A 24797-nucleotide genomic window follows, 5' to 3' on the forward strand; every position below is an offset into this window, starting at 1 on the left:
CCACCTCTATACCCGGCTGCATCGCAGGCCCCCGGCCGAGACCGACATGCAGGAATATTTCCGAGTCAGCCCGCCGTCGGTTCACCAGATGGTGCTGACGCTGGAACGTGTCGGCCTCATCAGACGGCAGCCAAGGACGCCTCGCAGCATCGAGGTCCTCATTGATCCGAAACTCCTGCCGGAGCTAATCTGACCGCCGCACCCAACCTGTCAAAATCACTGTGCAGAGCCACTAGGGGCCTATCCGCGGGAAACGCAGGAGATGGTATTCAACGCCCACGACCGGGCGTTCGCTCTGTTCAAGGGCAACCTGCAGCCGCGGCAACTACGACAACGTGGAATACCGCGGCGCATTGCGCCGGCTGAAATGTTCCTGAATGCTGGGCCGCTGCCTCACGTAAATTGCTCCCCAGTGGGATGGGACTGCGCGGGCGACAATGAGGCAAACTGAGCATGCCGACTCGAAGAGAACTGACGGCCGCCGTGGGGCAGCGCTAGAGAGGCGAGCCGCGCGGAGAGGGTGCGAATTTTCGACGAGTTTGTGGTTGTGACGGGCTTCCATCGAAGGCATGCGATGCGCCTGCTCGGAAGCGATATTGGACAATCCTCGCTTCGGCGCACCCCTCGCCGGATTTACGAGGAAGCTAAACGAAATGCGTTGGTAGTTCTTTGGAAGGCCTCGAACCGGATTTGCGGCAGGAGACTGAAAGTGCTGCTGCCGCTCCTGATCGAGTCGATGGTCTGAGACGATGTCGCCCACCTTTCCGATTTGATCTCGCCCCGGGGGCGAGGCGTTCTGGCTGCCTAAAGCGGGATGGGCTTAGGTTGAATCGATTTGGGATTCCCAAATCAGCGCGCTTCTGACCCATCATGCTGGTTGGGTTGGAGGCCAGCATGGATGGGCAAGCCTTATTCTCTGGATCTTCGCAAGCGCGTCGTGGCCGCGATCGCCCGCAATCGGGCCGCCGAGCAGTTCGGGGTGGCGATTAGCACGGCTATCGGCTGGATGCAGCGGGTCGAGGAGACTGGCAGCGTTGAGCCTGGCCAGATGGGCGGTCACAAGCCGAAGGCGGTTTCGGGAGTCCACGCAGTCTGGCTGTCGCAGCGGATCAAGGACGGCGATTTCACCATACGTGGTCTCCTTGCCGAGCTTGCCCGTCGCGGCCTGAAGGTCGACTACCACTCGGTGTAGGACTTCGTGCATGCCGAGAAGCTCAGCTTCAAAAAAACATCTCGGACAGCGTCCGCCTGTGGGCGTAGAAACGGCGGAGGTCTATCCTCGTGACGAAGGGAGCGGCCGACGGCTTTTTGGTGGCAAGTAACCCCGCAAAAGCATCGTCGATGGGCTGTTGCGCACGTGAGAGTGGTGACTCCGTCAGGCGATCCCGTTTAGGAAATTGATCATCAGCGCGGCCCAGCCCTTCCGTTCTCAAGGGAGGATCGGCAATGGGTCGACACAAATCGAAGAACAAGGGCCGCGACACGATGTCGGTGGTTCATCCAAGTGCGGCCGCGATCATCGGGACCACGATGCACATGGCCGCCGTGAATGCAGATCGCACGCCTGAGCCGATACGCAGCTTCGGTACCTTCAGAACTGATCTGCATTGGCTGGTTGTCAATCGGCCCTTTAATTGCGGATTGATGTCAACTTTCTTTTTGAAGCCATTCGGCAATGAGGTAGCGCTCGGCCCGTTGGAGCGGGTCGGGGTTGCGGAGACGGGGCGAGCGCGGCTGGTAGATCGATAGCCAGCTCGGTAGTATTGGTCGAATAGCCCTCACCTAAATCTCAACGATCCGCTGCCCGTCGCTGGGGTCATGGTCCTTTCCGAGGTCGCAAGCGCCTCATGATGATGTCCGGATCGGGTGCCTCATCGTTTGCAACGGCGTGCGGACGAGCCGCCACCAGCCGATTGACCGAGGTCACCACGACCACCGTCCCAGCGGGACATCGCCGGCCCGGCGGACCGGGCCAGGAGCCAAAATAAGGTCAGGCCGGCGCGTGGCCCCAGTCGAACGACGTGCCATCGACCCAAATGCAGTGGAGGATCACTGCGATCTTGCGGGCAATGGCGACCTTTGCCTTTTTCAAGCCGATCCGCTTCGCGAGCTTCATTCCCCAAGCCTTGAGGGAAGACCATTTTTTGGTCCGATAGAGAAGGACGGTCGCTGCCTCGAACAAGTAAGTTCGGAGAAGCCTGTCGCCCCATCTGGATATCTTACCACTAGTGTCTGTTTCACCAGACTGGTTGCGCCGAGGTGTGAGGCCGAGATAGGCGCCGACTGCGGAGGCCGATCGGAAGCGAGACGGGTCATCGATCGTATGGCGGAACGTCAAGGCAGTCACCACGCCGACACCGGGGACCGTCATCAGGCGACGCGTCGTCTCGTCAGACTTCGCCAATCGGCGGACCTCGTCGTCGAATTTGCTCTGCTGCTGGCAGATATGCTTATGAATCGATAGGAGCGGCCCGATCACGGTGAGAAGCTGATGGCCTTCGCTCAACAGCTCACGGACTAAGTTGCGGAATTGTTGGCCGATGGCGCGGGGGAATAGCAACCCGCATTCCTTGATCAGACTGCGGACCTGGTTCTCGATGTCTCGGCGCATGGACACGAGGCGGAATCGCGCAACGAGGATCGCTCGAACCTTCTGGCTCTCCTCGCTCTTGATTTTGACTTCTCGATACCACCCAACCCGCACCAATTCGGCAAGGCCTCGAGCATCGTTCTGATCGCTCTTGTTCATGCGGACCGACAGTGCTGCGTGTGCATGCCTTGCATCGATGCAAACGACGGGGAGTTCGACCCTACGAAGCTCATGCCAAAGCCAGCTCGCCATTGCGCCCGTCTCAAAGCCGATACGCTCCGCCAGTGGCGCATGTTTACGAAGTAACTTTGACAATTCTCCGGGATGAGACTTGGCCTTTCCTTCAAAAGTCGCTTGACCAGCCTCGTTGACTACGCAAACCGCAGTCTCTCTTTGCGAGACATCCAGGCCGACGTATTGCCTCATGACAGCTCCTCCGAATCGCTTGATTGCGAGAGCTCGACGATAACGGAGCTTTCGTGCCTCGAGCGCTGACGGCAATTACGTCATCGTTTGCAAAATTGGCACTGACTCACTTTTGATGCAGTTCGGAGATGTCTGGCGCTTTGATTGGGGGAGAATCAGCGCCATGCAGCAAGCACTCCACCGCTCCAGTCTGGTGCCGCGTGGGTTTGTTGTAGAGAGTGCGCGCTACGAGGGTGATAAGGCCGTCATCACGGTCCGGGCATCCGGAAGGGTCGGCTTGTGTCCATCCTGCGGGACAGTTTCGCGGCGGATCCATAGCCGGTATCGGCGACGCGTGACCGATCTGCCGCTGTCCGGGCGGGTCGTAGAGCTCCTGGTGATCGCCCGCCGCTTCCGCTGCGAGGCCGTCCTGTGCGGACGCCAGATCTTCACTGAGCGTTTCGCCGACGGGATATTGGCTCCATCGGCGCGACGCACGGCGAGGCTGGACTCTATCGTCCATCACCTCGGTCTGGCGCTTGGCGGTCGACCGGCGGCGGGCTTCGCAAAGCGGCTGATGCTGCCAGTGAGCAAGGACACGCTTCTGCGCGTGGTCCGACGTCGCAGCCGTTCGCCGGCCGATTCTCTCAAGGTCATCGGCATCGATGACTGGGCCTGGCGGCGCAATCACCGATACGCCAGCATCATCTGCAACCTGGAAAGGCGCCGGGTGGTCACCTTGCTGCCGGATCGGGAGCCCGCGACCGCACAAGCCTGGCTGGCTGCTCATCCAACGATCTCGGTCGTCGCCCGCGATCGTGGCGGCGGATATGGCGAAGCGGCAGCAAAGGCCCTGCCGCACGCGGTGCAGGTCGTCGACCGCTGGCATTTGATGGAGAACGCCAGTCGGGCCTTCCTTGACGCCGTCCGCAAATCGATGCGCCAGATACGCACCGTCATCGGTGCAACCAAGATCGATCGCACGCTGCTAACAGCCGCCGAGCGCCTCCAGTATGAGGGCTATCTGCGCCGCGAGGAGACCAATGGAGCCATCCTGGCTCTGTCGAAGAGCGGCATACCCATCAAGCAGATCGTGCGCCAGACTGGCCATAGCAGGAAGCTGGTACGGCAGGTGATCCGCGGCGAACGCACCGATGTCTTCCGGACCCGACAAAGTTCGTTGGATCCGCATTTGCCATGGCTCGATGATCAGTGGGCGTCCGGCTGTCGCAACGGGGCTAAGCTTTGGCGCCGCTTAACGGCGCGTGGCTTCCGCGGCTCGCTCCGCGTCGTCAGCGAGTGGGCGACCCGCAGACGACGGGCCGAAAAGGCCGACGCAAAAAACCTCCAGCCGATTCCGTCGGCCAGAACAATCGCGCGCCTCATGACAATCGGGCGGGACCTGCTCACGAAAGCGGAGACCGTCACGGTCGCGGCGATCGAAGCTGGTGTACCAACCCTGATCGAGGCACGCGAGATCATCGCCGAATTCCACCTGATGATCCGGCGCAAGACCGAGGCGGCCCTCGCCCCATGGATCGAGCGCGCCCGCGCCAGTCTCGTCGCCTCGTTCGCCAGCGGCGTCGCGAAAGATGAAGCGGCGGTTCGAGCAGCAATCACTTTGCCCTGGTCCAACGGACAGACTGAAGGTCAGATCACGCGCCTCAAGCTCGTCAGACGTCAAATGTACGGTCGCGGGAAAATCGATCTGCTTCAAGCCAGATTGATCGGCGCAGAATAATCGGAGCTGCACCAAAATTGCGTCAGAGCCAATATTGCAGGCCGAATGACATTTCAAGCGCTGACCGAAAATCCAGGCGAGCTTTCCATTCGGACATTCGGTCCCTCGACCGATCGGCCGCCCAACACCTGTTGCGAGCTGCTGTCCGGGCTATTGCTGCGAAACAGGGACAAGTCAATTGATTCGAGAAGAATGGTCGCCAGATCGATCAGCCTTTTCGACATTCATGCTCTATCAGTTTCTTCGGCCATCGAATTTCCGGCGTAGACCCTTCGAGCTGTTCGGGAATGGTATGGGCTGTTTTGCCAAGTATTTCGTCCATCTGTTCCGCCGCTACAGACGTGCCCTACTTCCATCGAAGGAAAGGCGATCAACTAAAATTCCTGCGCCGCCCGTGCGATGCCGCCGCGTCATGGGCTCCTTCGCCAACCACCAGAACTACGCATGCCGTAACAACGTTCTGTCAAGCTTCCTGTGAACAAATGGCAAATCATGTCCTTTATACCGCGCTACCGGGATATCCCAACGTCTCGAATTCTGGACATCGACGCCTTTCAACCGGACACGACAACGAGATGTCGAGCGCGCTTCTTGCGCCGAAGTTTTGGCGATCGCAGGTCCTTCAAAACCGCGTACCGATTAAGCTGTCATTTGGAATTGACGTTTCAAGTGCGGCGCTTCACTTGTGCGATTTTACGCAGCAATTTTGAAGGACATCTGGTCACCCACCAACGCTAGTAGTTGATCTACATAGCAGAAGCGCGTCATCTGTCCGGAAATTGGCGTGTTGCGCTATGTTGTTTAACTAATTCGGCCAGAGCTGAATACGAGGCGTGAGAGTATTCGATTCAAAGGGAGAACGGCATGCGGAGCAGTGATAAAATGAAACTCGGGATGATGCTCGTTCCTACGGGATTTAACGATGCTGCATGGCGCGATCCGGGCGTGCCAGCAAATGGTGGATCTAACATTGACCATTATGCCCATCTGGCAGCACTTGCCGAAGGCGCGGCGTTTCATTTCATATTTGTCGCAGATAGCCCAAGCGTATTAGAACGAGATTGCGCACACATAGCACGTGCAAGCCGAAATGATGGCATCGAGCCAATAACGCTCTTGTCGGCACTTTCATCGCGAACGCAAGACATCGGCCTCGTCGCGACAGCGACGACGACGTACCATCAGCCTTATCATCTTGCACGCATGTTGGCCTCACTTGACCACCTATCGCGGGGACGGGCTGCCTGGAACATTGTCACCTCTGGAACTAAGTTCGAGGCGCCAAATTTCGGCGATCTGGAACTTCCGGATCATGACACGCGCTATTCTCGGGCAAGAGAATTCGTGCAGGTGGTCAAGGGTCTTTGGGACTCGTGGGAAGACGATGCCTTCCTTCGCGACAAGCAAAGTGGCATTTTCGCTGACACTACCAAGCTGCATTTGCTTAACCACCGGGGGAACTACTTATCAGTCAAGGGCCCACTGAACGTCGCAAGGCCGCCCCAAGGATATCCGGTTCTAGCTCAGGCTGGCGCATCCGACGCCGGAATTAGGTTCGGTGCGGAAGTCGGCGAGGTTGTATTCGCTGCCGCACCTTCTTTAGAGCACGCGAAAAGATATTATGAAACTCTTAAAGAGACAGCGCGCGCACTTGGGCGGGAGGACGATCAGGTGCTAGTTATGCCGGGCATTGTCCCGATCGTCGGGAAGACCAAGCAAGAAGCGTCCGACAAGCTTCATCGACTACATTCGTATACGCACCTCGACGTGCAAATTGGGGTGGCCGATCGCTTGCTCGGGTTTGTCAGCGACCTTCGCTCAATGGACCTCGACTCATTAGTCCCCGAGGTCTTACCGCAGACGAATTTGACTCAGAGCAGTCAGAGGCTGCTCCTCGATCTGGCCGTACGACAGAAATTCACCTGGAGACAATTGATTCGGTTCGTGTCAGACAGCAAGGGTCAGCTCATGGTTGTTGGTACGCCGGACGAAATTGCCAGCACAATGGTTGATATGTTTGATCAACGTGCGGCTGACGGATTCATCGTATTGCCGGCGATCGTTCCCGGCGGACTCAAGGATTTTGTTGAGCTCGTCGTTCCCGAATTGTGCCGACGAGGCAAGTTCAGATCCGCTTATTCTGGAAAAACACTAAGAGAGAACCTTGGTCTCAAGCGGCCACTCAATCAGTTCACGCCTGCAGGTGTAAGTAGTCGTCTCTGAAGGAGCGGGGCAGCGTTTTGGAAAAGGCGATTGGTTTTGCGATTGCAAGCTTTCGGGCTCTGCGGCCATCGCCCGGCTCTGCCGGTGCTCGACCCACCTGAAAAGCTGGCGGTCCGGCGCCCCCCGGCTCGCCTGCCGATCCAGCAGACGAAAAAGCCCCCGGAACGCTAACTCCTTGTGTCCGCAAGCCAGACGGGCCAAATCCATACGACCGGGCAACCGGCCGACCGCCTTTGCGGTCGCTCGGGAGCATCGAAGGAGCCAGCACAATCAAAGTAAGCAGTAAGCGTCGTTCCGCTCCCATCTTCTCGTGGCACATAGGATAGGCGAGTTTCACGATCTCTTTGAAGGAATCGGCTTGTGTCTATGCTTGACCATACGCTTAAGTCGGACGTGCCGACGCGCCGGTTGGAAGTGATCACGGAGACAGGACGACGTCGTTGGTTCTCCAAGGACGACAAGGCGAGGATTGTCGAGGAGACGCTGGTCCCGGGCGCGGTCGTTTCCGAGATAGGGCCTGTCGTCGGCGGCATAGGCCCAGAGCTGGCCGGTCTTGGTGCGCCCTCGGCCGGGATCGAGCGCTGTCGTCTCGTCGGCGAACAGCTTGGACCTCGCTCGAAGCACCGAGAGAAGGTGCTCATGCAGCGGGCGCAGATGGAAGGCGGCATGCCCAACCCAGTCCGCCAGCGTTGATCGATCGAGAGCGATGCCTTGGCGAGCATAGATCTGGGCCTGCCGGTAGAGCGGCAGATGATCGGCATATTTGGACACCAGAACCTGGGCGACGGTTGCCTCCGTCGGCAGTCCGCCCTCGATCAACCGGGCCGGAGCCTCGGCCTGCAGGACGCAATCTTCGCAGGCGCGGCAGGCGTATTTGGGACGGCGGGTAACCACAACGCGGAACTGGGCCGGCACCATGTCCAGTCGCTCGCTCCTGTCCTCGCCGATCTGGTGCAGGTCGCCCTTGCAGCACGGACAGGTCCTGTCGTCGATGTCGACCACGACCTCGATCCGCGGCAGATGCGCCGGCAGTGCTCCGCGATTGTTGCGGCGCTTGCGCGCCCGTTCGGTCCGGCCTTCCGGGGCTGTCTCGTCCTGACCGGCCTCGGCAGAAGCTGCGACTTGCTCGACGTCCTCGAGGCCTAGCAGCATCTGTTCCTCGGGAAGCGACTCCGCCTTCCGGCCAAAGCGATGACGCTGCAATTCCTTGATGATCTGACGCAGCCGCTCGCTCTCGTGCCGCTCGGCCAGCAGCATCGCCTTCAGCGTTTTCGGGATCATCAGGAAGGCTATCACTCACAGGCAAAATCAGAGCATACTCGCGCCCAACTGGCGACGTTCTTGATGCCCCTGATTCACTTCGCCGCAGCGCGGCCCACAATTATCCGGCTTGCGTCGGAACGACCGTTTCCCGTGCCGCGTGGACCCGCCAATCGAGCCCTTCGAGCAGCGCCGACAATCTGCCGCCGACAAACGCATCACGCCACCCTCGATCTTCGGCCAGCGGAAGACGCCTTCCTCGCGGCGAACAGGCACAAACCTGTCCCATCCCAGGCGGAACACATAGACGGCACCCGAGAACGGTTATGTTGCGTGCAACATCACCCCTTCTTGGACTTGTATGGGGCGATTGGTGTCAAGGCTTTTCGTTATGGGCTATCTCCTTGTTCGGCCGGCCAGCGACGTCTTCTCGTCCCGACCTGCTTTTTGCTTAGGCTGCTGCGCGGAGCGGCGGTCAAGGGCGGCCGAAGGCCATCGCGGAGCGACTTGCCCTTGACGGCCGCGAGCACAGCGGCAGACTTGCGCGATCGGGTTGGGCAACTGAGACGATACCGAGGGGAGCTCGCGATCGTGCGCGCAGATCGCGCGCCACGAACTTGTATTCGACCGACCCGAGAGGGTCGCAACCATGATGCAGTCATGCGCATCGGCGGCGAAGCTCCGAGAGGGCGGGCCCATTCTAAACCGCGGTACAAGGACCATAGTCCAACGTCGGGTTGCCGCCACCTCGGTTCATCAGCTGCAACTCGGCATCGATACGGCGCTAGGCTGCAGCAACTCAGTTGTCCTTATGCGGCCGGGCGCAGCAGCAGACCGACCGCCGTCTCGCCGGTTGTCACGAGCCGCCACAGCGCAATGAGGAGCTTGCGCGCGAGCGCCACGATCATCGTCTTGCGCGTGCCGCCGCGGGCATCGGAAGTTCGCTTCCGATACCACGCAGTCAGCGCGCTGGCCTTCTGATGTACCAGATGACCCCAGGCGAGCTCGATCATTCCGCGGCGCACGCGGGCATTGCCCGCTTTGGCAAGTCCTCGCTCGCGTCGTTTTTTACCACTCTCGTCGGGCGCGCCGGTGAGCCGGCATAGCGCGCGACGGCTTTACGATCCGGATGTTGCGCGAGAACACCTCCTGCACGAGCATGTCCGCGGTCTCAATGCCGACGCCGACGACGCGCGCGAGCAGCCGCACCATGCATGGCGTTGCTCGTTGGGCGCTCCCGCCAAGCATTTGGCACGGGTTGTCTCGATTTCCTTGATCTGTTGCTTGACGAAGCGAAGGCGGTCCATGTCGCGCCGCAGTTCGGCCAGTGTGTTCGCCGGAACGGCCGCGCCCTCCGGCGTGCGTAACGCCTCCAGCCGGCTCGATGCCTGGGCCAGGTTGGGCCGGAAGCCGCGAATGCCAAGGCGGGCGAAATTAGCCTTCACGCGATTGATGATGCGTGTGCGCTCCCCGACCAGGCTCTGGCGCTCGCGGCCCGGCCGTTTCTGTATCCTCGTCTGCGAGGTGGGGATCGCCGCCATGCTGCAATGCTTCGGTTCGCCGCGCAGCCAGCCGAGAAAGGCGCGTTTGAGCAGCTCAGTGTCGAGCCGATCTGTCTTCGCCCGCCGGTGCTCACGCGACACCGGCACGCTCGATGGGTGGATCACGTGGGCCTCGGTCTGTCGCGCTCGCAGCCATCGTGCTAACCAGAAGCCATCGCGGCCGGCCTCATAGGCGACGACGATCCGTTTGATGGCGCGTCCAGCCTGCACCGCTTCCTTCCGCCAGCGATGCAGAAGCTGCAGGAGCGCATCGGAGTCCGGGCTGAGCTTCTTCAACGGATTGCGTTCAAGTCCCGGCACAATACCGGCCACCAGCCAACTCGACTGGCCCATCTCGATCACGGCGATCACTGTCGCGTCTTGCTCAAGGGTGACAAGGCATCTGCTCAGGTCGTTCTGCTTTGCCATGGGGCGCTCCATCGCTTTGTTGCCGCGACGATGGTGCCATTGCCTCGCCGCGCAGCCCATAGGATCTAAACCGCTCCGCGGTAGGCGGCGATGGCGGCGGCCTGAAGAAGGAAGCGGCACAGAGTGCGCGGCAGCGGCATTAACGATCCTTCGCTGTGCGTCGCGCCGTCCGACCCGTGGCCTCACTGAACAGGTGGCGGGGGATGTTGATTATAGCAAAACGTCGCCGTTCTTCCGGATGCGTTTCAAAATCTGCGTCCACAAAAATCTCGACGGTCTCCCCACTGGCATGAACTTCGACGCGTATCGGCGCGTCGTCAAACTCCACTTCATATTGGCGACCATTCTTTCCTCGGATAATCGCGTGCGCCATTTCTATGCTACCTCCGGCCCCGCTTCTTGAGCTTCTTCACTCGGTGCTTCTGATAATCCAGAACGGCCGCTGCAAGTGGCATCGAGCGCGGCACGCGCATATGTGTGAGGGAGACGACAAGCGCTCTGCCTGTTTCTTCCGAGCGAGACAAATGGCAGATGATGCCGCCCTCGTCACCGGCGTATGACAAATCCCAGACGACGTGGTGCATCCGATCAGCATCGGCAACATTCTGGGCTTGCAGATATTCGATCAACGATGGTGCCAGTTCAACGTCAAATGGCGCAGCTGCCTTGAGTGCGGCGAGCAGCCGGGTGGTCTTCTCCGGATTGTCGAGCATAGCGTCGTCCATCCTTAACGGGCGAATCAGAGAGCCGATGATCAGCGATGATAGGGAATATGGCCATATTCCCTATCCGTCGCACAACCCGCCTTCCTCCCATTGCTGGTTGACCCGATCTAATGGCGATGACCTCACGGGCATGACCCCGCTTCCTCGCTAATACAAGGCAGTCCGCCCCTCTCCGGCGCATCACCGCTTCGCGGTAGGCGACTCGTGGCAAGCTTCGGTGCCACCATCTGATCTTCCTGCATTCCCGACGAAGTTCGATTGCGAGACGCTGGAGGCGCTGCTTGCAGCGCTTTCATATCGCAAAGGAGCTTCCCATGACGGTTCTTCGACAACGGATGACTGAGGACATGCAGGTGCGGAATCTGTCGCCACATACACAGGCATCGTATCTCCAACAGGTATCGCTGTTTGCACGTTACTTCCGTATGTCGCCGGATGCGCTGACCCCCGAGCACATCCGGACCTATCAAATCTACCTCACGAGCGAGAAGAGGCTGGCCCCCAATTCAATCCATACAGCTGTCGCGGCGCTTCGGTTCCTTTACAGGATTACGCTCAAGAAGGACTGGACCTTTGGAGAAGACATCCCGCTTAAAAAAAGCCGCAGAAGCTACCCGTCGTCCTGAGCCCTGAAGAAGTTGTGCATTTCCTCAGCTGCGTGGATTGCAACAAACATCGGGTGATCCTGACCACGTGCTACGCGGCAGGCTTGCGCATTTCGGAGGGCCGTCCGGCTGAAGGCCGCCGCCATCGATAGTGCCCGTATGGTTGTTCGCGTCGAGCAGGGTAAAGGTCGCAAAGATCAGTACGTGATGCCGTCGCCCATGCTGCTGGAGATCCTGCGCAGCTACTGGATCGCCGTTCGCCCGGAGGAGTGGTTGTTCCCTGGCATTCACGATGATCGGCCAATCACGAAGGACGCCGTAGAAGCAGCCTGCCAAAAGGCGCATCGGTTGTCCGGTCTCTCTAAACCCGTCACCACACATTAGCTCGGCACGCATTCGCTGTACATCTCCTCGAATCAGGTACCGACTTGCGGACTATTCAGCTCCTCCTCGGTCATCGCAGCCTCGCCACCACGGCCAAGTACTTGCGCATCGCGACCAACAAGGTCTGCGCGACGTCCACCCCTCTGGACCTCTTGCCGCATCCAGTTCCAGCCGAACCACAGCCGGTGCCGCCAAAACACTTCTGAGTTTCAGACCGATGGCCCGCTCGGGGCCGGAAGTGGCGGACATATTCCGCCGCTACGGTGCAGCCTATCGTGAGAGCCATGGCGCCTCGCTATGCATTGCACAGCGTCGCGTTATGAGCGCGATCGAATTGTGTCGAACTGCCGCACTTGGTGGTCATGTCGAGCGCTGCGATCACTGTGATCACAAGCGCATCTGCTACAATAGTTGTCGTGATCGCCACTGCCCAAAATGCCAATCACTGGCTCGTGCCCAGTGGTTGGACGACCGTCGATCAGAACTTCTCGACACCCAGTATTTTCATGTGGTCTTCACCATACCGCCGTCCATTGCAGCTATTGCCCTTCAAAACAAGGAGATCGTCTACGGCATTCTGTTCCGGGCCGCCAGCGAGACGTTGCGCACCATCGCGGCTGCCCCCAAGCATTTGGGCGCGCAAATCGGATTCTTCGCGGTGCTTCATACTTGGGGTCAGGCTCTTTTTCACCATCCGCATCTGCATTGCGTGGTTCCGGGTGGGGGCATTTCTCCGGATGGCACGCGATGGATTTCCTGCCGGCGCAAGTTCCTTTTGCCCGTTCTCGTGTTGGCGCGTCTGTTTCGTCGACTGTTTCTCGATTATCTCCGGAAGGCCTTCGACGCCGGAGACTTGCAGTTCTTTTCCTCGCTGGAATCCCTTCGGACGCGCGACGCCTTCTTGCGTCACATCGCGCCTATCCAGAAGAAGGATTCGGTAGTTTACGCGAAGCGCCCCTTCGCCGGACCTGAACAAGTCCTCAAGTACTTCGCACGATACACGCACCGCATCGCCATCTCCAACAATCGCCTCCTCGATATCGATGACGGCAAGGTTCAGTTTCGCTGGAAAGATTATCGCAATGGCCACCGTCAAAAGACGATGACGCTTGGCGCTGACGAATTCATCCGTCGGTTCCTGCTTCACGTACTTCCCAATGGGTTCCAGCGCATTCGGTATTTCGGCTTCTTGGCCAATCGCTACCGCGCAGAGAAGCTCGCTCTGTGCCGGCAACTCATGCAAATGTCGCCGCCAACGGCCACCCGCAAAGTCAGCATGGATTACAGAGATCGATATGAGGTACTCACGGGCGTTTTCTTGAAGACATGCCCGCTGTGTCGCGGTGGCACCATGGTGGTCATCGAAACTTTCGAATGCGCCGCCAATCGTGCGCCAATCATGGACACTTCATGACCGTCAACGGCTACTCACCATCATGTCTCGGCCAACCCTGTGCGAGCTCGCGAACGGGACAATTCCGCCCCGTGGGGCTTCACATCGCATTTCCAAGGCAATTCTGTTGCTCTTTGCTCGTGATCAGTACCTCCGATGCGTCATCGCATCCGCTCAAGTCTCCTGTCCTGACCATTCGCGACCGCGTTTGCGGTCCCTTGCAATTTGACGCCGCGTTACAATCCCCATAGCTGTGGCGCTGCCGTGCCCGGCGGTTTAGTCCAACACGTTTTTAGCCCACCAGCGCGGGTCGCACGCTTGCGTTCAACCGCACCGCCGTGGCCGCGCCGCTGAGCTAAAAACGCTCTTCATTATGTGTCGGGCGAGATTATGTGGCGGAGGCGCCTTAACGCCAGCCAGGGCCGGCCACGGCTGGATTCCTCCGCCACATAGTAATCAGATGCTAGCCAGCAGCTGCAGGATGGTGTCGTTCGGCCGGAAGCGCGCGCTGCGGTCGCCTGACACGCCCGCCTTCTCGAGTCCTCGGCGCATCATCTCGACATCCGCCGCGGCGTACCGGTGAGTTATGGCGACCTGAGCATGGCCAAGCCAAGCCTGGATCGTCAGGAGGTTCACGCCTGACCGGAGAAGCTTCATGGCGAGGGAATGCCGGAAGATGTGCGGCGATATCGGCTTGCCCTCCAAGCTTGACCTCGTGGACGCGGCCTGGGAGGCGGCACGCCGCACGATGTGTGTCGCGCCGAAACGCGTCAGGCGCTCGTTGTGGACCCCGACGAAGATCGGCCGCGGTTCATGATTGGCGAGGCCGCGTTCGCTCAATAGGTCCGTCAGCGATCGCACCAGATCCTTAGGAATGGGAACGACGCGATCTCGGCGCCCCTTGCCGTGAAGCAGCACCTGCGGGGGTCCTCTGGTCGTTCGCGTTGACGCCGGTCGCTTCGGACACGCGAGCGCCGGTTCTCGCCAAGAAAAGCAGAAAGGCCCGGTCGCGCCGGCCGCGGGGCGTCGTCTGATCAGGGGCTGCGATGATGGCCTCCACCTCGGCGATGGTGAGGTGATGCGTCACCTCGATGTGGGCCCGTTTCGAGAAACTCGACGCGGCGTAGGCGTTTTGAATGAGCCGCGCTGATCTTTTCAGTGGCGACTTCGAGCGCTGCAAATAGTGTTGTGGTGCCATGCCGCTTGTAATCACGGCTCTGGTCGGTCAAGGCGCGGCCATTGGGCAACCTCAGATAACCCTGCGCCCGCTCCAAGGCCTGGATCGAGGGCTTCCCTTCCATGGAGTACAATGGCCTTCGCGGGCGGGGCGACGTAAAGGCCAACAATATCGGCGGCTTTGGCCGGAAAGTTCAGGTCGTCGCTCTCGCACCAGGACTTGCGAGCCACAAGGTCAATCTTGTGGCTGCGCAGGAACCGCCAGACATATTGGACGTCAACATCGCCCAGCGCCTCGGCCAGCAGAGGGGGGTCCTAGCGGCGCCGCCAAGGCTGACAATCCGCGGCTGGACGCCGACTTCTTTGGCAACCGAGCGGGTGCTGCGCCCGTCCGCCGCCAACGGAACTATCCGCGCCCGCTCCAAATCGCGCTGCAACGACACCGACGAGCGACAACATGCCTCAATCACCTAGCGATCGTTCCGCGAAAGGTGGACTTCTCTTACTTCGGGTATCATCGAGTTCAACATGCCGCGGCTAATAAGGTTCGGCGCGCTCTCGCCGGAAACAAGCACTGCACCGATCCCAACGTCCACCGCGAGCACCTCCTCCCCGAAGCCTTCCATTGTCGGAAATCTAGCATGAGAGCGGCCTTCGAATAGCTCTAGCTCCCGGAGCCGTGGGATTGAATGGTCGAGCATTATCATCTCGGTTCCCAGACCGATCGCCATGCGTGCCGCATGTGTACCCACAACGTCGACTCCGATTACCATGATATGACCGTCGGCTGGACACCGGCACGTCGCCGATCGACAGCCCTCGCCCGCCTGTGTACCGCTTCAGCGCCGCACCGGCCGCTTCAATGGCATGCCTACCCGCGGCTTCGCTCCTTGGCACAAACAGAGGGATCGCTCCATGCGCTTCAGTGTCAGTTTCGTACGCAATCGCGGTGCAAAAGATGATCTGGTTCTCTCGGCATCTGGACTCCTTCGGAAGGCTGCGGCTCTTTCCAGTTAACGATCATCTCGCTCGATGCGACCACCTCGCGAGCGGAGCTCGCAATCGTTGGGCCGGCTTTGCGATAGTTGTCATCTGTTGCGGCAATTGCCGCCAGCTTGGTCTCAATCTGCGCGCTGTGGTCGGCGGTAACATATTCGCTGACGGTCCCGGGCGTCAGGCCCACGCGATATTCGTGCGTCTTGATTTCCTTGGGAACATCGACCTTTCATTCGCGATCTCCTAATTTGGACGACCTTTTACAAGCCCTGCGCAAACTTTCGAAGCTGCCAAAACATGCGAAATTCAGTGAAGTTTGGTCCTCGCGCGCAGGATTCCAAGGGTCGATATGAGGAATCATCGCCGAATATGGCGGGGCTTGTCCCAGCCATTTGCTGCAAGCGTTCTCTTTGTGGCGAATGCGGAGCGATTGGTCTTTGTATTCGCCGAGCTGGGGCTGTGCAATCTCGTCCCACTGAAGCTTTAGCGAACGCAGAACAAGCCCGGGACATGACGATCATCGCGAAGCCTTACCTCGTTGCCACCACAGATCAGACCACCCCGCCGCTGACGCGGCGCAGGTGATGCTCAGCATCGCCAAAAGTGTTCTCGATCACGGTCAGCCGCTTGAAATAGTGGCCGATCTTGGCCTCCATGGTCATGCCGATGCCGCCATGGAGCTGGATCGCCTGCTGGCCGATGAATTTGCCCGACCTGCCGATCTGCATTTTGGCCGCGGCGACCGCCTTCGCCCGTTCAGCGGGATCGTCGAAATCGGCCGCCATGGTAGCGAACATCGACATCGAGCGTGCTTGCTCAAGCGCCACGAACATGTCGGCGGCTCGGTGCTGCAGGCTTTGGAAGCTGCCGATCGCCACGCCGAACTGCTCTCGCGTCTTCAGATACTCGACTGTGGTCTTCAGCGATTCATCCATGGCTCCGACCGCCTCTGCGCAGAGCGCAGTGCGTGCCTCGTCCACCACCCGCTCGATCAGCTGCAGGGCGTCCTCGGGATCACCGATTGCGGCGTCGCTGCCCACCTCAACGCCGGCGAAGGTGATGTCGGCAGCGTGGAGGCCATCCTGCGTTTGGTAGGCCTTTTTCGAGATGCCGATGGCGCTGCCGGGCACGAGGAAGACGCCGATGCCGGTTTTGGCGCGCGGCGCACCCCTGGTGCGCGCAGTAACGACGAGCCTATCCGCGTTTTCGCCATTGATGACGACGAATTTCCTGCCATTGAGCACCCAACCGTCGCTCTTCCTCTCCGCCGACGCAGTGACGTCGTGAAGATCATAGCGCGAGCTCTTTTCGAGCTGGGCGAAGGCAAATGTCTTGCTGCCCTCGACGATGGATGGAATGTGCGCCGCCTTTTGCGCAGCGGAGCCTCCATGGCGTAAGAAGCCGCCACCGATAACAACGGTCGCCAGATAGGGTTCCAGCACCAGCGCGCGGCCTAAGCCTTCCATCACGATCATGGTCTCGACCGCGCCGGCGCCAAAGCCGCCATCGGCTTCCGCGAACGGAAGGCCGAGCAGGCCCTGCCTGGCGAGCCGCCCCCAGATGTCTTTGCTCCAGCCGCCCTTCTCCTTCATATATTTCTTGCGCTGCTCGAAATCATAGGCGTCGATCAACAGTCTTTCGATGCTTTCCTTCAGGAGACGCTGCTCCTCGGACAGATCAAAATCCATTTTCTTTAGCTTCCTCTGACCACAATTCTGGATATGACCTGTTGACGTCGCCCATTTGCGTTATGCAGGAAGACGCGTCAAAGCCCCAACGCCGCCTTGGCGATGATGTTGCGCAGGATCTCATTGGAACCGCCGTAAATGGAGACCTTGCGGTTATTGAAGTAGCTCGGCGCGATCTGTGCGGTCCACTCCATCGCTTCGTTGTTGCTGTCGGAATGTTCGTCATAGCGCGCGGCAAACGGCCCGATCACTTCCATCAACAGCTCACTCGTGGTCTGCTGGATTTCCGAGCCCTTGATCTTGAGCATCGAGGAGGCGGGATTGGGCTTGCCCTTGCCGTGCTTGGCTTCGTCCGCAACGACGCGCAGCTGCGTCAGTTCCAGCGACTTAAGCTCGATCTCACAGGCGGTGAGCTTCGCTCGGAAGGCGGGATCGTCAAGCAATGGGCGGCCACCGGATTCGGCCTTCAATGACAGCTCCTTGATGCGGCGGATGCGCTCCTTGGAGACGCCGACCCGCGCGATGCCAGTGCGCTCATTGCCGAGCAGGAATTTGGCGTAGTCCCAGCCCTTATTTTCCTCGCCGACCAGATTTTCGACAGGCACCTCGACGTCGTCAAAGAACACCTCGTTGATCTCATAGCCGCCGTCGATGGTCTGGATCGGTCGCACCACTAGGCCCTTGCTCTTCATGTCGACCAGGATGAAGGAGATGCCAGCCTGCTTCTTTGCGGCCGGATTGGTGCGGCAGAGGCAGAACATCATGTCGGCATATTGCGCGAGCGTAGTCCAGGTCTTTTGACCGTTGATGATCCACTTATCGCCCTTGAGCTCGGCCTTGGTTTTCAGCGACGCGAGGTCCGAACCCGCGCCCGGCTCCGAGAATCCCTGGCACCACCAGTCGTCGACATTTGCGATGCGCGGCAGGTAATAGTTCCGCTGCGCCTCGTTGCCGAAGGTGTAAATGACCGGGCCGACCATCGAAACGCCAAAGGCGAGCGGCACGGGCGCTGGATACATCTGCAGCTCCTCCTTAAAGAGGTAATGCTGCACAGAGGTCCAATCCGTGCCGCCATATTCTTTTGGCCAGTGGCTGACGGCCCAGCCCTTCTTGTTAAGGACGCGCCACCAGGCGACCATCTCCTCTTTCGAGACCTGGCGGCCCTCGACTATCTTGCGCCACATCTCCGGCGATACGTTGTCGCGCAGGAATTGCCGCACTTCTTCGCGAAACGCCTGCTCTTCCTTCGTGAATGCAAGATCCACCGGATTCTCCTGTGAGCAATTTCAATACCGAAGCATCGACTCGTTATTTTGGGGCGTGCGAAAGCGGTGGCGAGATCAGCCAACAAGCGCTGTGGACCGCCTATTGGAGCTGCCTCAATGTAGGCAAACTGGGAAGCGTGTATCGCCGGGCGCTAGAGAAGGGCAAAAGACGCGTGTAGAATCTTCCAACATTCTTCCAGGCCGCCGCGATACGATAGTATCTTGCGCCATTCTCGGCCGATCCCATTCCCGTGTCCTGGGAGGCGCTCGATTTCTTGGTAGCATTTTCGCGATAAAGCGCGATTTCTCTGGCTGAAAGCATGTTGCTGCTCTCCATCAACGGATCAAAGCGTGCGCGGCCGCTCCCTCGCGTTCTGTTCTCTCTTGAAACGGGAAGCCCTGCAGGACGAGAGTGTCGCTGGTCCTGCACGTCTGAATGCATTCAGACCCTCACTCGGTGTTTGCCGCTTCTCAGTAGCAACGGCCGTGCCACTCGCACCCAAGGGCATGAAGCTCTTGATTCACTTCGAAAACAGTTCGGGTGCCAGAAACGGCGGCCGTTGCTTTGAACCGACAGGGGTTTCGCCGCTGTCCGAAACCCGACAAGGATCAGCGGTTGGTTCCGCGAAACACTGTAGGTGCAGATATTGGCGTAGATAAAGGCGCAACGGAGCTTTTGTTAGCTGCGAGACAAGCTCATGCGAAGAGATCTCGACCAACCTCCACCACTTTTCGAATCTGAATCCGATGTGCATTCGCGGACTCCGCTCACCTGACGGGCTCGATCCGCTGCACCCCTGACTATCGTGCTCAGAAGGGCAATTGTGCATTGCCTGCAGGCGTAGCGTGGTGCCCTGACAACCACGAGCGCGATTGTCGAAGCGGTGACATTTAGGGCGCGCTAAGGCCTAGCGTCGCTCGCGTACCGAGCCTTCCTGGGCGACGGAAGCGACCAGCGTGCCGTCGGGCTTGAAGATCAGGCCACGCGTGAGGCCGCGTCCAGCTTGAGCGCTTGGCGACTCCTTGGCGTAGAGCAGCCACTCGTCGGCGCGGAAGGGCCGGTGAAACCACATCGCATGGTCAAGGCTTCCCGACAGTATGCGCCCGTCGAACAGCGTGCGGCCATAGCGCGCCATCACCGCATCGAGCAGTGACAAGTCCGAGGCATAGGCCAACGCGCATATATGCAGCGCCGGATCATCGGGCAGCTTCGTTGCGGACTTCATCCAGATATGAATGCGGCCGTCGTGGATCCTCTCACCGAAATAGCGGCCAATCTCCACCGGGCGCAATTCAACCGGACGGTCGGGTTCATAATAGCGGCGGATGATTTCCGGCATCTCGGAAAATATCGGCTGCCTGGACAATTCCTCTGCCGTGAATTTTTCAGGTGGCTGGACTTCGGGCATCTTGTCCTGGTGATTGAAGGCGCCCTCCTCTTCGGCGTGGAATGAGACCATGATCGAGAAGATCGCCCTCCCATGCTGGGTCGCGGTGGCGCGTCGGGTCGAGTAGCTCTTGCCGTCGCGCAGGCGTTCGACTTCGTAGATGATCGGCGCCTGCGGGTCACCGGGTTGGATGAAATAGCAGTGCAGCGAATGCGGCAGCCGACCTTCCACCGTGCGGCATGTCGCGGCTATGGCCTGCCCAATCACTTGGCCACCGAACACCCTTTGCGAGCTGGGGTTCGGATTGTTACCGCGAAAGAGGTTCACTTCGACCGTTTCAAGGTCGAGAATGGCGAGCAGATCGATGACAGCTTTTGGCATTTACTTTGTTCGGTTTCTTTGGGCTTAGTCCAGACACAGCCACGAACGTGAATCCGAGGAGCGCCTCTTTCGAGGCCGCCCCGGTGTAACGGTGTCGGCGGCTTTGGACTCTTGTCTTCCATATCTTTCGCTCTTAGCGAATCCACCAACTCTGAGTTGGCGGTCCGCAATCAATAGTTTGCGTCGATAGCATTGATTGGCGAGAAATTTCATTTGAACTCCAGGGCCGGGACTGGGAGGCCGCCATTGCCACAACGGAAGTCACCACCCACCAAGCAATCGGCGTGCCGCAAAGAAGCTGTGCGAGCCGTGCCCGAACAGATGGAAGCCATAAGTTTCATATCGTGCTGCCGGAGTGCCTCGACTTTAGTGTCTGGCTCAGAAAGATGGACGTCTTCGACCGGAAACAACTGGGCACGAGACACGCCAATTCGCGCCCGCCTTGGCAAAGTTGAGCCGCTTGGGTTCCGCAGAGGCGCGCGCGGAGCTTGCCGAGAGGTTACGGGGCTCCCATTCACGCCAAGAAACGGCTCGCCACGCGCGACTGAGCGGAGACGTCGATGAAGGCTTGAAGAGATTACCATGGGCAAAGCCTTAGGGTGGCATAGTTCTGCACTGGATGCCTATGACCATCTTGCTGCAACGCATGTAACCGAAGCGATACTTGGCATCTTCACCGGACTTTGCGGACCTTATCGGCGGCGCCGCATTATCCGACTGATCATCGGACCTCGCCTTGTCGCCCCAGATCCGACGGCGACATGCCGGCAGGTTTCGGCGAGCACATGCGCCACTGGCGCCCCGAATAGCCGTGCAGCAACACAGTGTCGCTCGGGTTCGATCAGTGGCGACTCCGAGGCGCGGCACCACGCCCCCTCAAAATCGAGACGCAAAGTAGAGGCCCAATGCTACTACCGCCAGAAGCAGCACAGTATCCTAGATCGCGCCCCTCATCCATTCTCTACGACCAACATGCCTCGCCCAGTAGGATGATGCGCGACGGCGTCAACTAGTAATAGTCGTAGCCGAAGCCGCACCTTCTCAGAATTTTACGGCGTGATTTTGTAACTATGCGTTCGTTCTTGCTCCCCTGCGCAATTTGGGAGGATCAAGCATGTGGCGGCTCCGCCGGACTGGGCTTCACGCTGCCAGCGCCGTCTCGACCAGGTTCACCCAATAGCCGATTCCATAAGGCAGGGCTTCGTCGTTGAAATCATATGCCGGGTGATGCAAACTGGCGGTCGATCCATTACCAATAAAAATAAAGGCTCCCGGCCGCGCCTCAAGCATATAAGCGAAATCCTCCGACCCCATTCGCGGCTTGATCTTGTCGTCCACGCAGGCGGGCCCCACGGTGTTACGTGCCGCGTTGATCGCCATATTGGTTTCTTCCGTGTGGTTGAAAGTGACCGGGCCGGATCGACAGTATTTGAACTCGACATCCGCGCCAAATCCGCGCGCAATACCTCGAGCGCAAGCCAGAATCTGTGTTTCGACGAAATCCCGCAGTTCGGGTGCGAGAGTCCTAACGCAGCCGGCCATTTCCACGTGATCGGGAATGATGTTGTAGGCCTGAGCCGCGTTGAACTTGGTGATAGAGATCACGAGCGCCTCGATCGGGTTCGTGTTGCGCGAGACCAATGTTTGTAGGCCGAGAACGATTTGTGCTGCAATCACTACCGGATCGATCGTCTCCTGCGGCTTCGCGGCATGTCCACCCCTGCCCTTTACGACCAGGTCGAACTCATCAAGCGCCGCCAGTATTGGCCCATCGCAAATGCCAAACTTGCCGACCTCCATGCCCGGCGCGTTGTGCATCCCAAAAACTTTGGAGATACCGAAACGGTCCATGATCCCTTCCTGGACCATCCTTTGGCTGCCCAGTCCATCTTCTTCCGCGGGCTGAAAGATCAAGGCAACGGCGCCTTTGAAGTTGCGGCTGTTCGCTAGGTATTTTGCTGCGCCCAGCAGCATTGCCGTGTGACCGTCATGGCCGCATGCGTGCATTTTGCCAGGAATTTTTGATGACCACGGTCTATTTGACGCTTCTATGATTGGTAAGGCATCCATGTCGGCCCTCAACCCAATCGTACGCCCTTCTCCGCCTTTGCCATGAATTAGTGCGACGATACCGGTTATCGCTATACCCGTTTCGATATAGCTGATACCAAACGAAGATAACTTGTCTGCCACGAAGCTCGCGGTGTTGTGTAGCCGATAGTCGAGCTCGGGATTTTCGTGCAGGTAGCGGCGCCACTCGGCTGCCTCGAGCTGCAAATGCCGAAAAGCTTCAACGCTGTGCAAGGCTGCCACCCTTAGAAATCATGCACGATACAGTGTGTGTGGTGTATTGCTGAGTATTTCTGCGCCGTGCTCCGTCACCACGACGTGTTCGCTGCACCCATTTAAGTAGCCGCTTTCCCCGAACAGAATGAATGGCATGTGGAAGGTCATACCGGCCTCGATAATGTCTTCCGCTCCTGGCTCCAGGCTCAGGTTACCGCGTTCCGTCCAATGGATGCCAGTTTGGTATCCGGTCCGGTGGCGAAAGCTCCGCGAGCGGCCAGCCCGTTCGATCACCTGGCGCGCGGCGGCGTCCACCGCACCGGCGGCTACGCCCGGTTTGATCGCGGCAATTGCGGCCTCCAGGGCTTCCACTGACAGGGCGTGCAGAGATTCGGTCTCAGGATGCCGACCAAGCACCGCGCCCCGGACCAGCCCTGCGGCGTACCCGTGCTTCAGGCCGCCGATTTCCACCATCGCAGGCTCATTGCTTCGGATCGGATGGCGCATCGGACTACCGTGCGGCACCTTCGTCCGCTCGCCGAATACCAAAGTAGAAGACCGCCAAATTTCACCGCCAACTTTGCTCACTTCTCCCACAATGGTCGTGTACATGTCTGTCTCGGTGACGCCTTCGTGCAGTGAGTTCTGAAACGTGCGCACGGCTAGATCTGTCATGTTCATCGCTTCGCGCATCACTTTGAGCTCAAGCTCGCTTTTCACGGCTGCTACCGACGCGACCAGACGAGTCGCATCGGCAATTTTCAAATCGGGCAGTTGCGCTCGAAGCGCACTCACATCGGCCGGCGCGAGATTCCAGCACCCGAGTTCGAGGCCTATCCTCTGACCCTGCAGTCCATAGCGCCGAAGAACATCGACGCAGACCTTCGCAAACTCGTTCTGGTGGGTATACGGGACGATCTCTTCGACGCACCCCTCCGCGCGAACCGCCTCCACGTCGTACTCTCGGACAACGTATGTCGGCGGCCGCCCCGGCGCGAGGATCAACGGGAACGGCGCGAAGTACCCTCCAAATCCGTGATATCCGGTGAGGTATCTGAGGTGACCGTGCGCGGTGACCAAGAGAGCGTCGAGTTTGGCGCGCGCCACCGCCTCGAGCACTTTCTGCTGCCGGCGTTCGTACTCCGAGGGCGCGAATGGGACAATGGTCAAAGTATTCGCGGAGAATGTTGTCATGGCCTCAACTCACCTCCATTGCGCCCGGCAAGATTAGACTTACGCTCTCCACCCAGCCGGCTGTCCACCTCAATCGACCAAGTCAGGGACCCGATGCACAGCGCCATGTTGCTCTCCAAAGCTACTGCCAAAAGTTGCACGACTTTATGCGCGAGCATCTCTCTCTGTCAGAAACAGGCACGGGTTCAAAGAAGAGCATGCTAGTCTTCCGCGCTTGCGCACACTCGGCCTCACCCTGTGTTGCTACATCTCAATAGCAACGACTGTGCCAGTAGCATCAGCGCGCATTGGGCGACTGATTACGCTCTGGTAACTCCACGACTCCTCAGAGCGGCCAGTGTCTCGAACCTGACGGGCCCTGTACCGAATGTCGGAACTTCGACGCGAACCGCCACGTGCGCTCCCAGAAAGAACGTGCGGCGCGGCCAGTCGCACAAGATTGGCTGCGGGATATTGGGGGAGCGGCTCCATACATCGCCGGGATGGCGCTGCAGCAAAGAGCCGCGAGTAGCGCCGGAGCGTGCGCGGGGCAACCGGAACAGCGCAGCGCTGATGGGCGACTCGTACTCCAAGTGTTGACGGACTTTCTCGGTCAAGTAGTGGCTGATTTGTTCTACCGTGGCCGGTTGGGCGAGCTGCGCGCTTCGCGCTCCTGAAAGCTCAATAGGCCAGTGATGTGTCTCTAGGGAGGTCTCCCCGACCAGATCAGGGAAGCAGCTCCGTCCAAAGCTCGGCTCGCGCGCGCAGATCTCAGGATAAGGCATATGAAAACGCCGCAGTCCTAAGGAGTGATGGGAGTGAGATCATAGCTCTGATTACGAGGAGCCCAACTCGTTGATATATCGCCGCGCCGAAATGTCTGATCGCATGGTTGGAACATAGACGTTCTTCGACGTTGGTATGTCCGCCATTGGCAACAGCATGGCCACGCTTGGGTTGATCGCCTCGACCATGTTCGCCGTCAGCTGCGCCACCGCGGCGGACCTACGGCCTCCTGAGATCGTTGGCCACCACAGACGCGCTCTCGCGCCCAGCAGCTTTGCGCACAGCTCAGCTCATCCGCGGTGCGAGCTGGGCTCAGCCCTCGCGATTTGCTTCGGGATGAGTCGCTAGGCGCAGAGATGGGA

General features: G+C 59.3%; 17 protein-coding genes and 6 pseudogenes. 8 read left to right on the plus strand and 15 right to left on the minus strand.

The window, feature by feature from the left end:
* The 4 genes and pseudogenes from A3M7_RS0119435 to A3M7_RS44620 form a co-directional block, all read left to right on the plus strand.
* Positions 1-193 (plus strand): helix-turn-helix domain-containing protein (locus A3M7_RS0119435; RefSeq protein WP_027545400.1); only part of this gene is annotated, 193 nt, incomplete at its 5' end.
* Positions 194-453: 260 nt separating this feature from the next.
* A pseudogene (locus A3M7_RS50575) lies at positions 454-739 on the plus strand (ISNCY family transposase); the annotation flags it as partial.
* Positions 740-898: 159 nt separating this feature from the next.
* Positions 899-1189 (plus strand): annotated as a pseudogene (locus A3M7_RS0119440) (IS630 family transposase); the annotation flags it as partial.
* A 257-nt stretch (positions 1190-1446) separates the two neighbouring features.
* Positions 1447-1749: a hypothetical protein gene (locus tag A3M7_RS44620; protein WP_049823564.1), complete on the plus strand. Its 303-nt coding sequence runs from the start codon at positions 1447-1449 to the stop codon at positions 1747-1749.
* 241 nt (positions 1750-1990) lie between these two features.
* Here the strand turns inward: A3M7_RS44620 and A3M7_RS0119450 are convergent, their stop codons facing one another.
* Positions 1991-3016: an IS110 family transposase gene (locus A3M7_RS0119450; RefSeq protein WP_027545401.1), complete on the minus strand. Its 1026-nt coding sequence runs from the start codon at positions 3014-3016 to the stop codon at positions 1991-1993.
* A 163-nt stretch (positions 3017-3179) separates the two neighbouring features.
* Here A3M7_RS0119450 and A3M7_RS0119455 point away from each other — a divergent pair, with 163 nt between their 5' ends.
* Positions 3180-4736, plus strand: a complete 1557-nt coding sequence (locus A3M7_RS0119455; RefSeq protein ID WP_027545402.1) for an ISL3 family transposase — start codon at positions 3180-3182, stop codon at positions 4734-4736.
* 864 nt (positions 4737-5600) lie between these two features.
* Complete coding sequence (locus A3M7_RS0119460; RefSeq protein WP_027545403.1) at positions 5601-6959, plus strand: LLM class flavin-dependent oxidoreductase; 1359 nt, start codon at positions 5601-5603, stop codon at positions 6957-6959.
* 498 nt (positions 6960-7457) lie between these two features.
* On the opposite strand, the pseudogene A3M7_RS0119465 reads toward A3M7_RS0119460, so the two are convergent.
* From A3M7_RS0119465 to A3M7_RS44625, 5 genes and pseudogenes are all read right to left on the minus strand, one after another.
* Positions 7458-8265 (minus strand): annotated as a pseudogene (locus A3M7_RS0119465) (IS66 family transposase); the annotation flags it as partial.
* 763 nt (positions 8266-9028) lie between these two features.
* Positions 9029-9316, minus strand: a pseudogene (locus tag A3M7_RS50580) (transposase); the annotation flags it as partial.
* Positions 9317-9337: 21 nt separating this feature from the next.
* The gene (locus tag A3M7_RS0119475; protein ID WP_245284286.1) at positions 9338-10189 is read right to left on the minus strand and encodes a transposase; all 852 of its coding nucleotides are present in this window, start codon (positions 10187-10189) and stop codon (positions 9338-9340) included.
* 139 nt (positions 10190-10328) lie between these two features.
* Positions 10329-10562: a hypothetical protein gene (locus A3M7_RS0119480; protein WP_049823565.1), complete on the minus strand. Its 234-nt coding sequence runs from the start codon at positions 10560-10562 to the stop codon at positions 10329-10331.
* Between the two features lie 7 nt (positions 10563-10569).
* A complete protein-coding gene (locus A3M7_RS44625; RefSeq protein WP_049823566.1) occupies positions 10570-10902 on the minus strand; it encodes a hypothetical protein in 333 nt (110 codons plus the stop codon).
* A gap of 326 nt (positions 10903-11228) precedes the next feature.
* Here A3M7_RS44625 and A3M7_RS44630 point away from each other — a divergent pair.
* Both A3M7_RS44630 and A3M7_RS0119505 read left to right on the plus strand, forming a co-directional pair.
* Positions 11229-12109, plus strand: a pseudogene (locus A3M7_RS44630) (tyrosine-type recombinase/integrase).
* An 11-nt stretch (positions 12110-12120) separates the two neighbouring features.
* Positions 12121-13317 carry an IS91 family transposase gene (locus tag A3M7_RS0119505; RefSeq protein WP_027545409.1) on the plus strand — a complete coding sequence of 399 codons (1197 nt, stop codon included), beginning with the start codon at positions 12121-12123 and terminating at the stop codon, positions 13315-13317.
* A 435-nt stretch (positions 13318-13752) separates the two neighbouring features.
* On the opposite strand, the gene A3M7_RS0119510 is transcribed toward A3M7_RS0119505, so the two are convergent.
* The 9 genes and pseudogenes from A3M7_RS0119510 to A3M7_RS0119550 all read right to left on the minus strand — a co-directional run bounded on the left by A3M7_RS0119510 (position 13753) and on the right by A3M7_RS0119550 (position 23670).
* Entirely contained in the window at positions 13753-14214 is a 462-nt protein-coding gene (locus A3M7_RS0119510) for a tyrosine-type recombinase/integrase (RefSeq protein ID WP_245284287.1), read from the minus strand.
* A gap of 185 nt (positions 14215-14399) precedes the next feature.
* Positions 14400-14942, minus strand: a pseudogene (locus tag A3M7_RS50590) (IS630 family transposase); the annotation flags it as partial.
* Positions 14943-15245: a hypothetical protein gene (locus tag A3M7_RS50595; protein ID WP_027545411.1), complete on the minus strand. Its 303-nt coding sequence runs from the start codon at positions 15243-15245 to the stop codon at positions 14943-14945. It lies immediately after the preceding pseudogene.
* Between the two features lie 155 nt (positions 15246-15400).
* Positions 15401-15655: a hypothetical protein gene (locus A3M7_RS50600; RefSeq protein ID WP_027545412.1), complete on the minus strand. Its 255-nt coding sequence runs from the start codon at positions 15653-15655 to the stop codon at positions 15401-15403.
* Positions 15656-16019: 364 nt separating this feature from the next.
* Positions 16020-17156: a pimeloyl-CoA dehydrogenase small subunit gene (gene pimD / locus A3M7_RS0119530; RefSeq protein WP_027545413.1), complete on the minus strand. Its 1137-nt coding sequence runs from the start codon at positions 17154-17156 to the stop codon at positions 16020-16022.
* Between the two features lie 77 nt (positions 17157-17233).
* On the minus strand, positions 17234-18421 hold the full coding sequence (pimC, locus tag A3M7_RS0119535; RefSeq protein WP_027545414.1) for a pimeloyl-CoA dehydrogenase large subunit: 1188 nt from the start codon (positions 18419-18421) through the stop codon (positions 17234-17236).
* Between the two features lie 908 nt (positions 18422-19329).
* Entirely contained in the window at positions 19330-20190 is an 861-nt protein-coding gene (locus A3M7_RS0119540; protein WP_027545415.1) for an acyl-CoA thioesterase II, read from the minus strand.
* Between the two features lie 1140 nt (positions 20191-21330).
* Positions 21331-22494, minus strand: a complete 1164-nt coding sequence (locus A3M7_RS0119545) for a M20 aminoacylase family protein (protein ID WP_049823568.1) — start codon at positions 22492-22494, stop codon at positions 21331-21333.
* Between the two features lie 18 nt (positions 22495-22512).
* A complete protein-coding gene (locus A3M7_RS0119550) occupies positions 22513-23670 on the minus strand; it encodes a Xaa-Pro peptidase family protein (RefSeq protein ID WP_027545417.1) in 1158 nt (385 codons plus the stop codon).
* Between the last annotated feature and the right edge of the window lie 1127 nt (positions 23671-24797).

The organism is Bradyrhizobium sp. WSM2254 (genome assembly GCF_000472645.1).
GTDB classification, from domain to species: Bacteria; Pseudomonadota; Alphaproteobacteria; order Rhizobiales; family Xanthobacteraceae; genus Bradyrhizobium; species Bradyrhizobium niftali.

Excerpts from the sequence above, each read along its gene's own strand:
- A3M7_RS44620 (WP_049823564.1), top strand. The coding sequence starts at position 1,447 with ATGGGTCGACACAAATCGAAGAACAAGGGCCGCGACACGATGTCGGTG.
- A3M7_RS0119450 (WP_027545401.1), bottom strand. The coding sequence starts at position 3,016 with ATGAGGCAATACGTCGGCCTGGATGTCTCGCAAAGAGAGACTGCGGTT.
- A3M7_RS0119455 (WP_027545402.1), top strand. The coding sequence starts at position 3,180 with ATGCAGCAAGCACTCCACCGCTCCAGTCTGGTGCCGCGTGGGTTTGTT.
- A3M7_RS0119460 (WP_027545403.1), top strand. The coding sequence starts at position 5,601 with ATGCGGAGCAGTGATAAAATGAAACTCGGGATGATGCTCGTTCCTACG.
- A3M7_RS0119475 (WP_245284286.1), bottom strand. The coding sequence starts at position 10,189 with ATGGCAAAGCAGAACGACCTGAGCAGATGCCTTGTCACCCTTGAGCAA.
- A3M7_RS0119480 (WP_049823565.1), bottom strand. The coding sequence starts at position 10,562 with ATGGCGCACGCGATTATCCGAGGAAAGAATGGTCGCCAATATGAAGTG.
- A3M7_RS44625 (WP_049823566.1), bottom strand. The coding sequence starts at position 10,902 with ATGCTCGACAATCCGGAGAAGACCACCCGGCTGCTCGCCGCACTCAAG.
- A3M7_RS0119505 (WP_027545409.1), top strand. The coding sequence starts at position 12,121 with ATGGCCCGCTCGGGGCCGGAAGTGGCGGACATATTCCGCCGCTACGGT.
- A3M7_RS50595 (WP_027545411.1), bottom strand. The coding sequence starts at position 15,245 with ATGGTAATCGGAGTCGACGTTGTGGGTACACATGCGGCACGCATGGCG.
- pimD (WP_027545413.1), bottom strand. The coding sequence starts at position 17,156 with ATGGATTTTGATCTGTCCGAGGAGCAGCGTCTCCTGAAGGAAAGCATC.
- A3M7_RS0119540 (WP_027545415.1), bottom strand. The coding sequence starts at position 20,190 with ATGCCAAAAGCTGTCATCGATCTGCTCGCCATTCTCGACCTTGAAACG.
- A3M7_RS0119550 (WP_027545417.1), bottom strand. The coding sequence starts at position 23,670 with ATGACAACATTCTCCGCGAATACTTTGACCATTGTCCCATTCGCGCCC.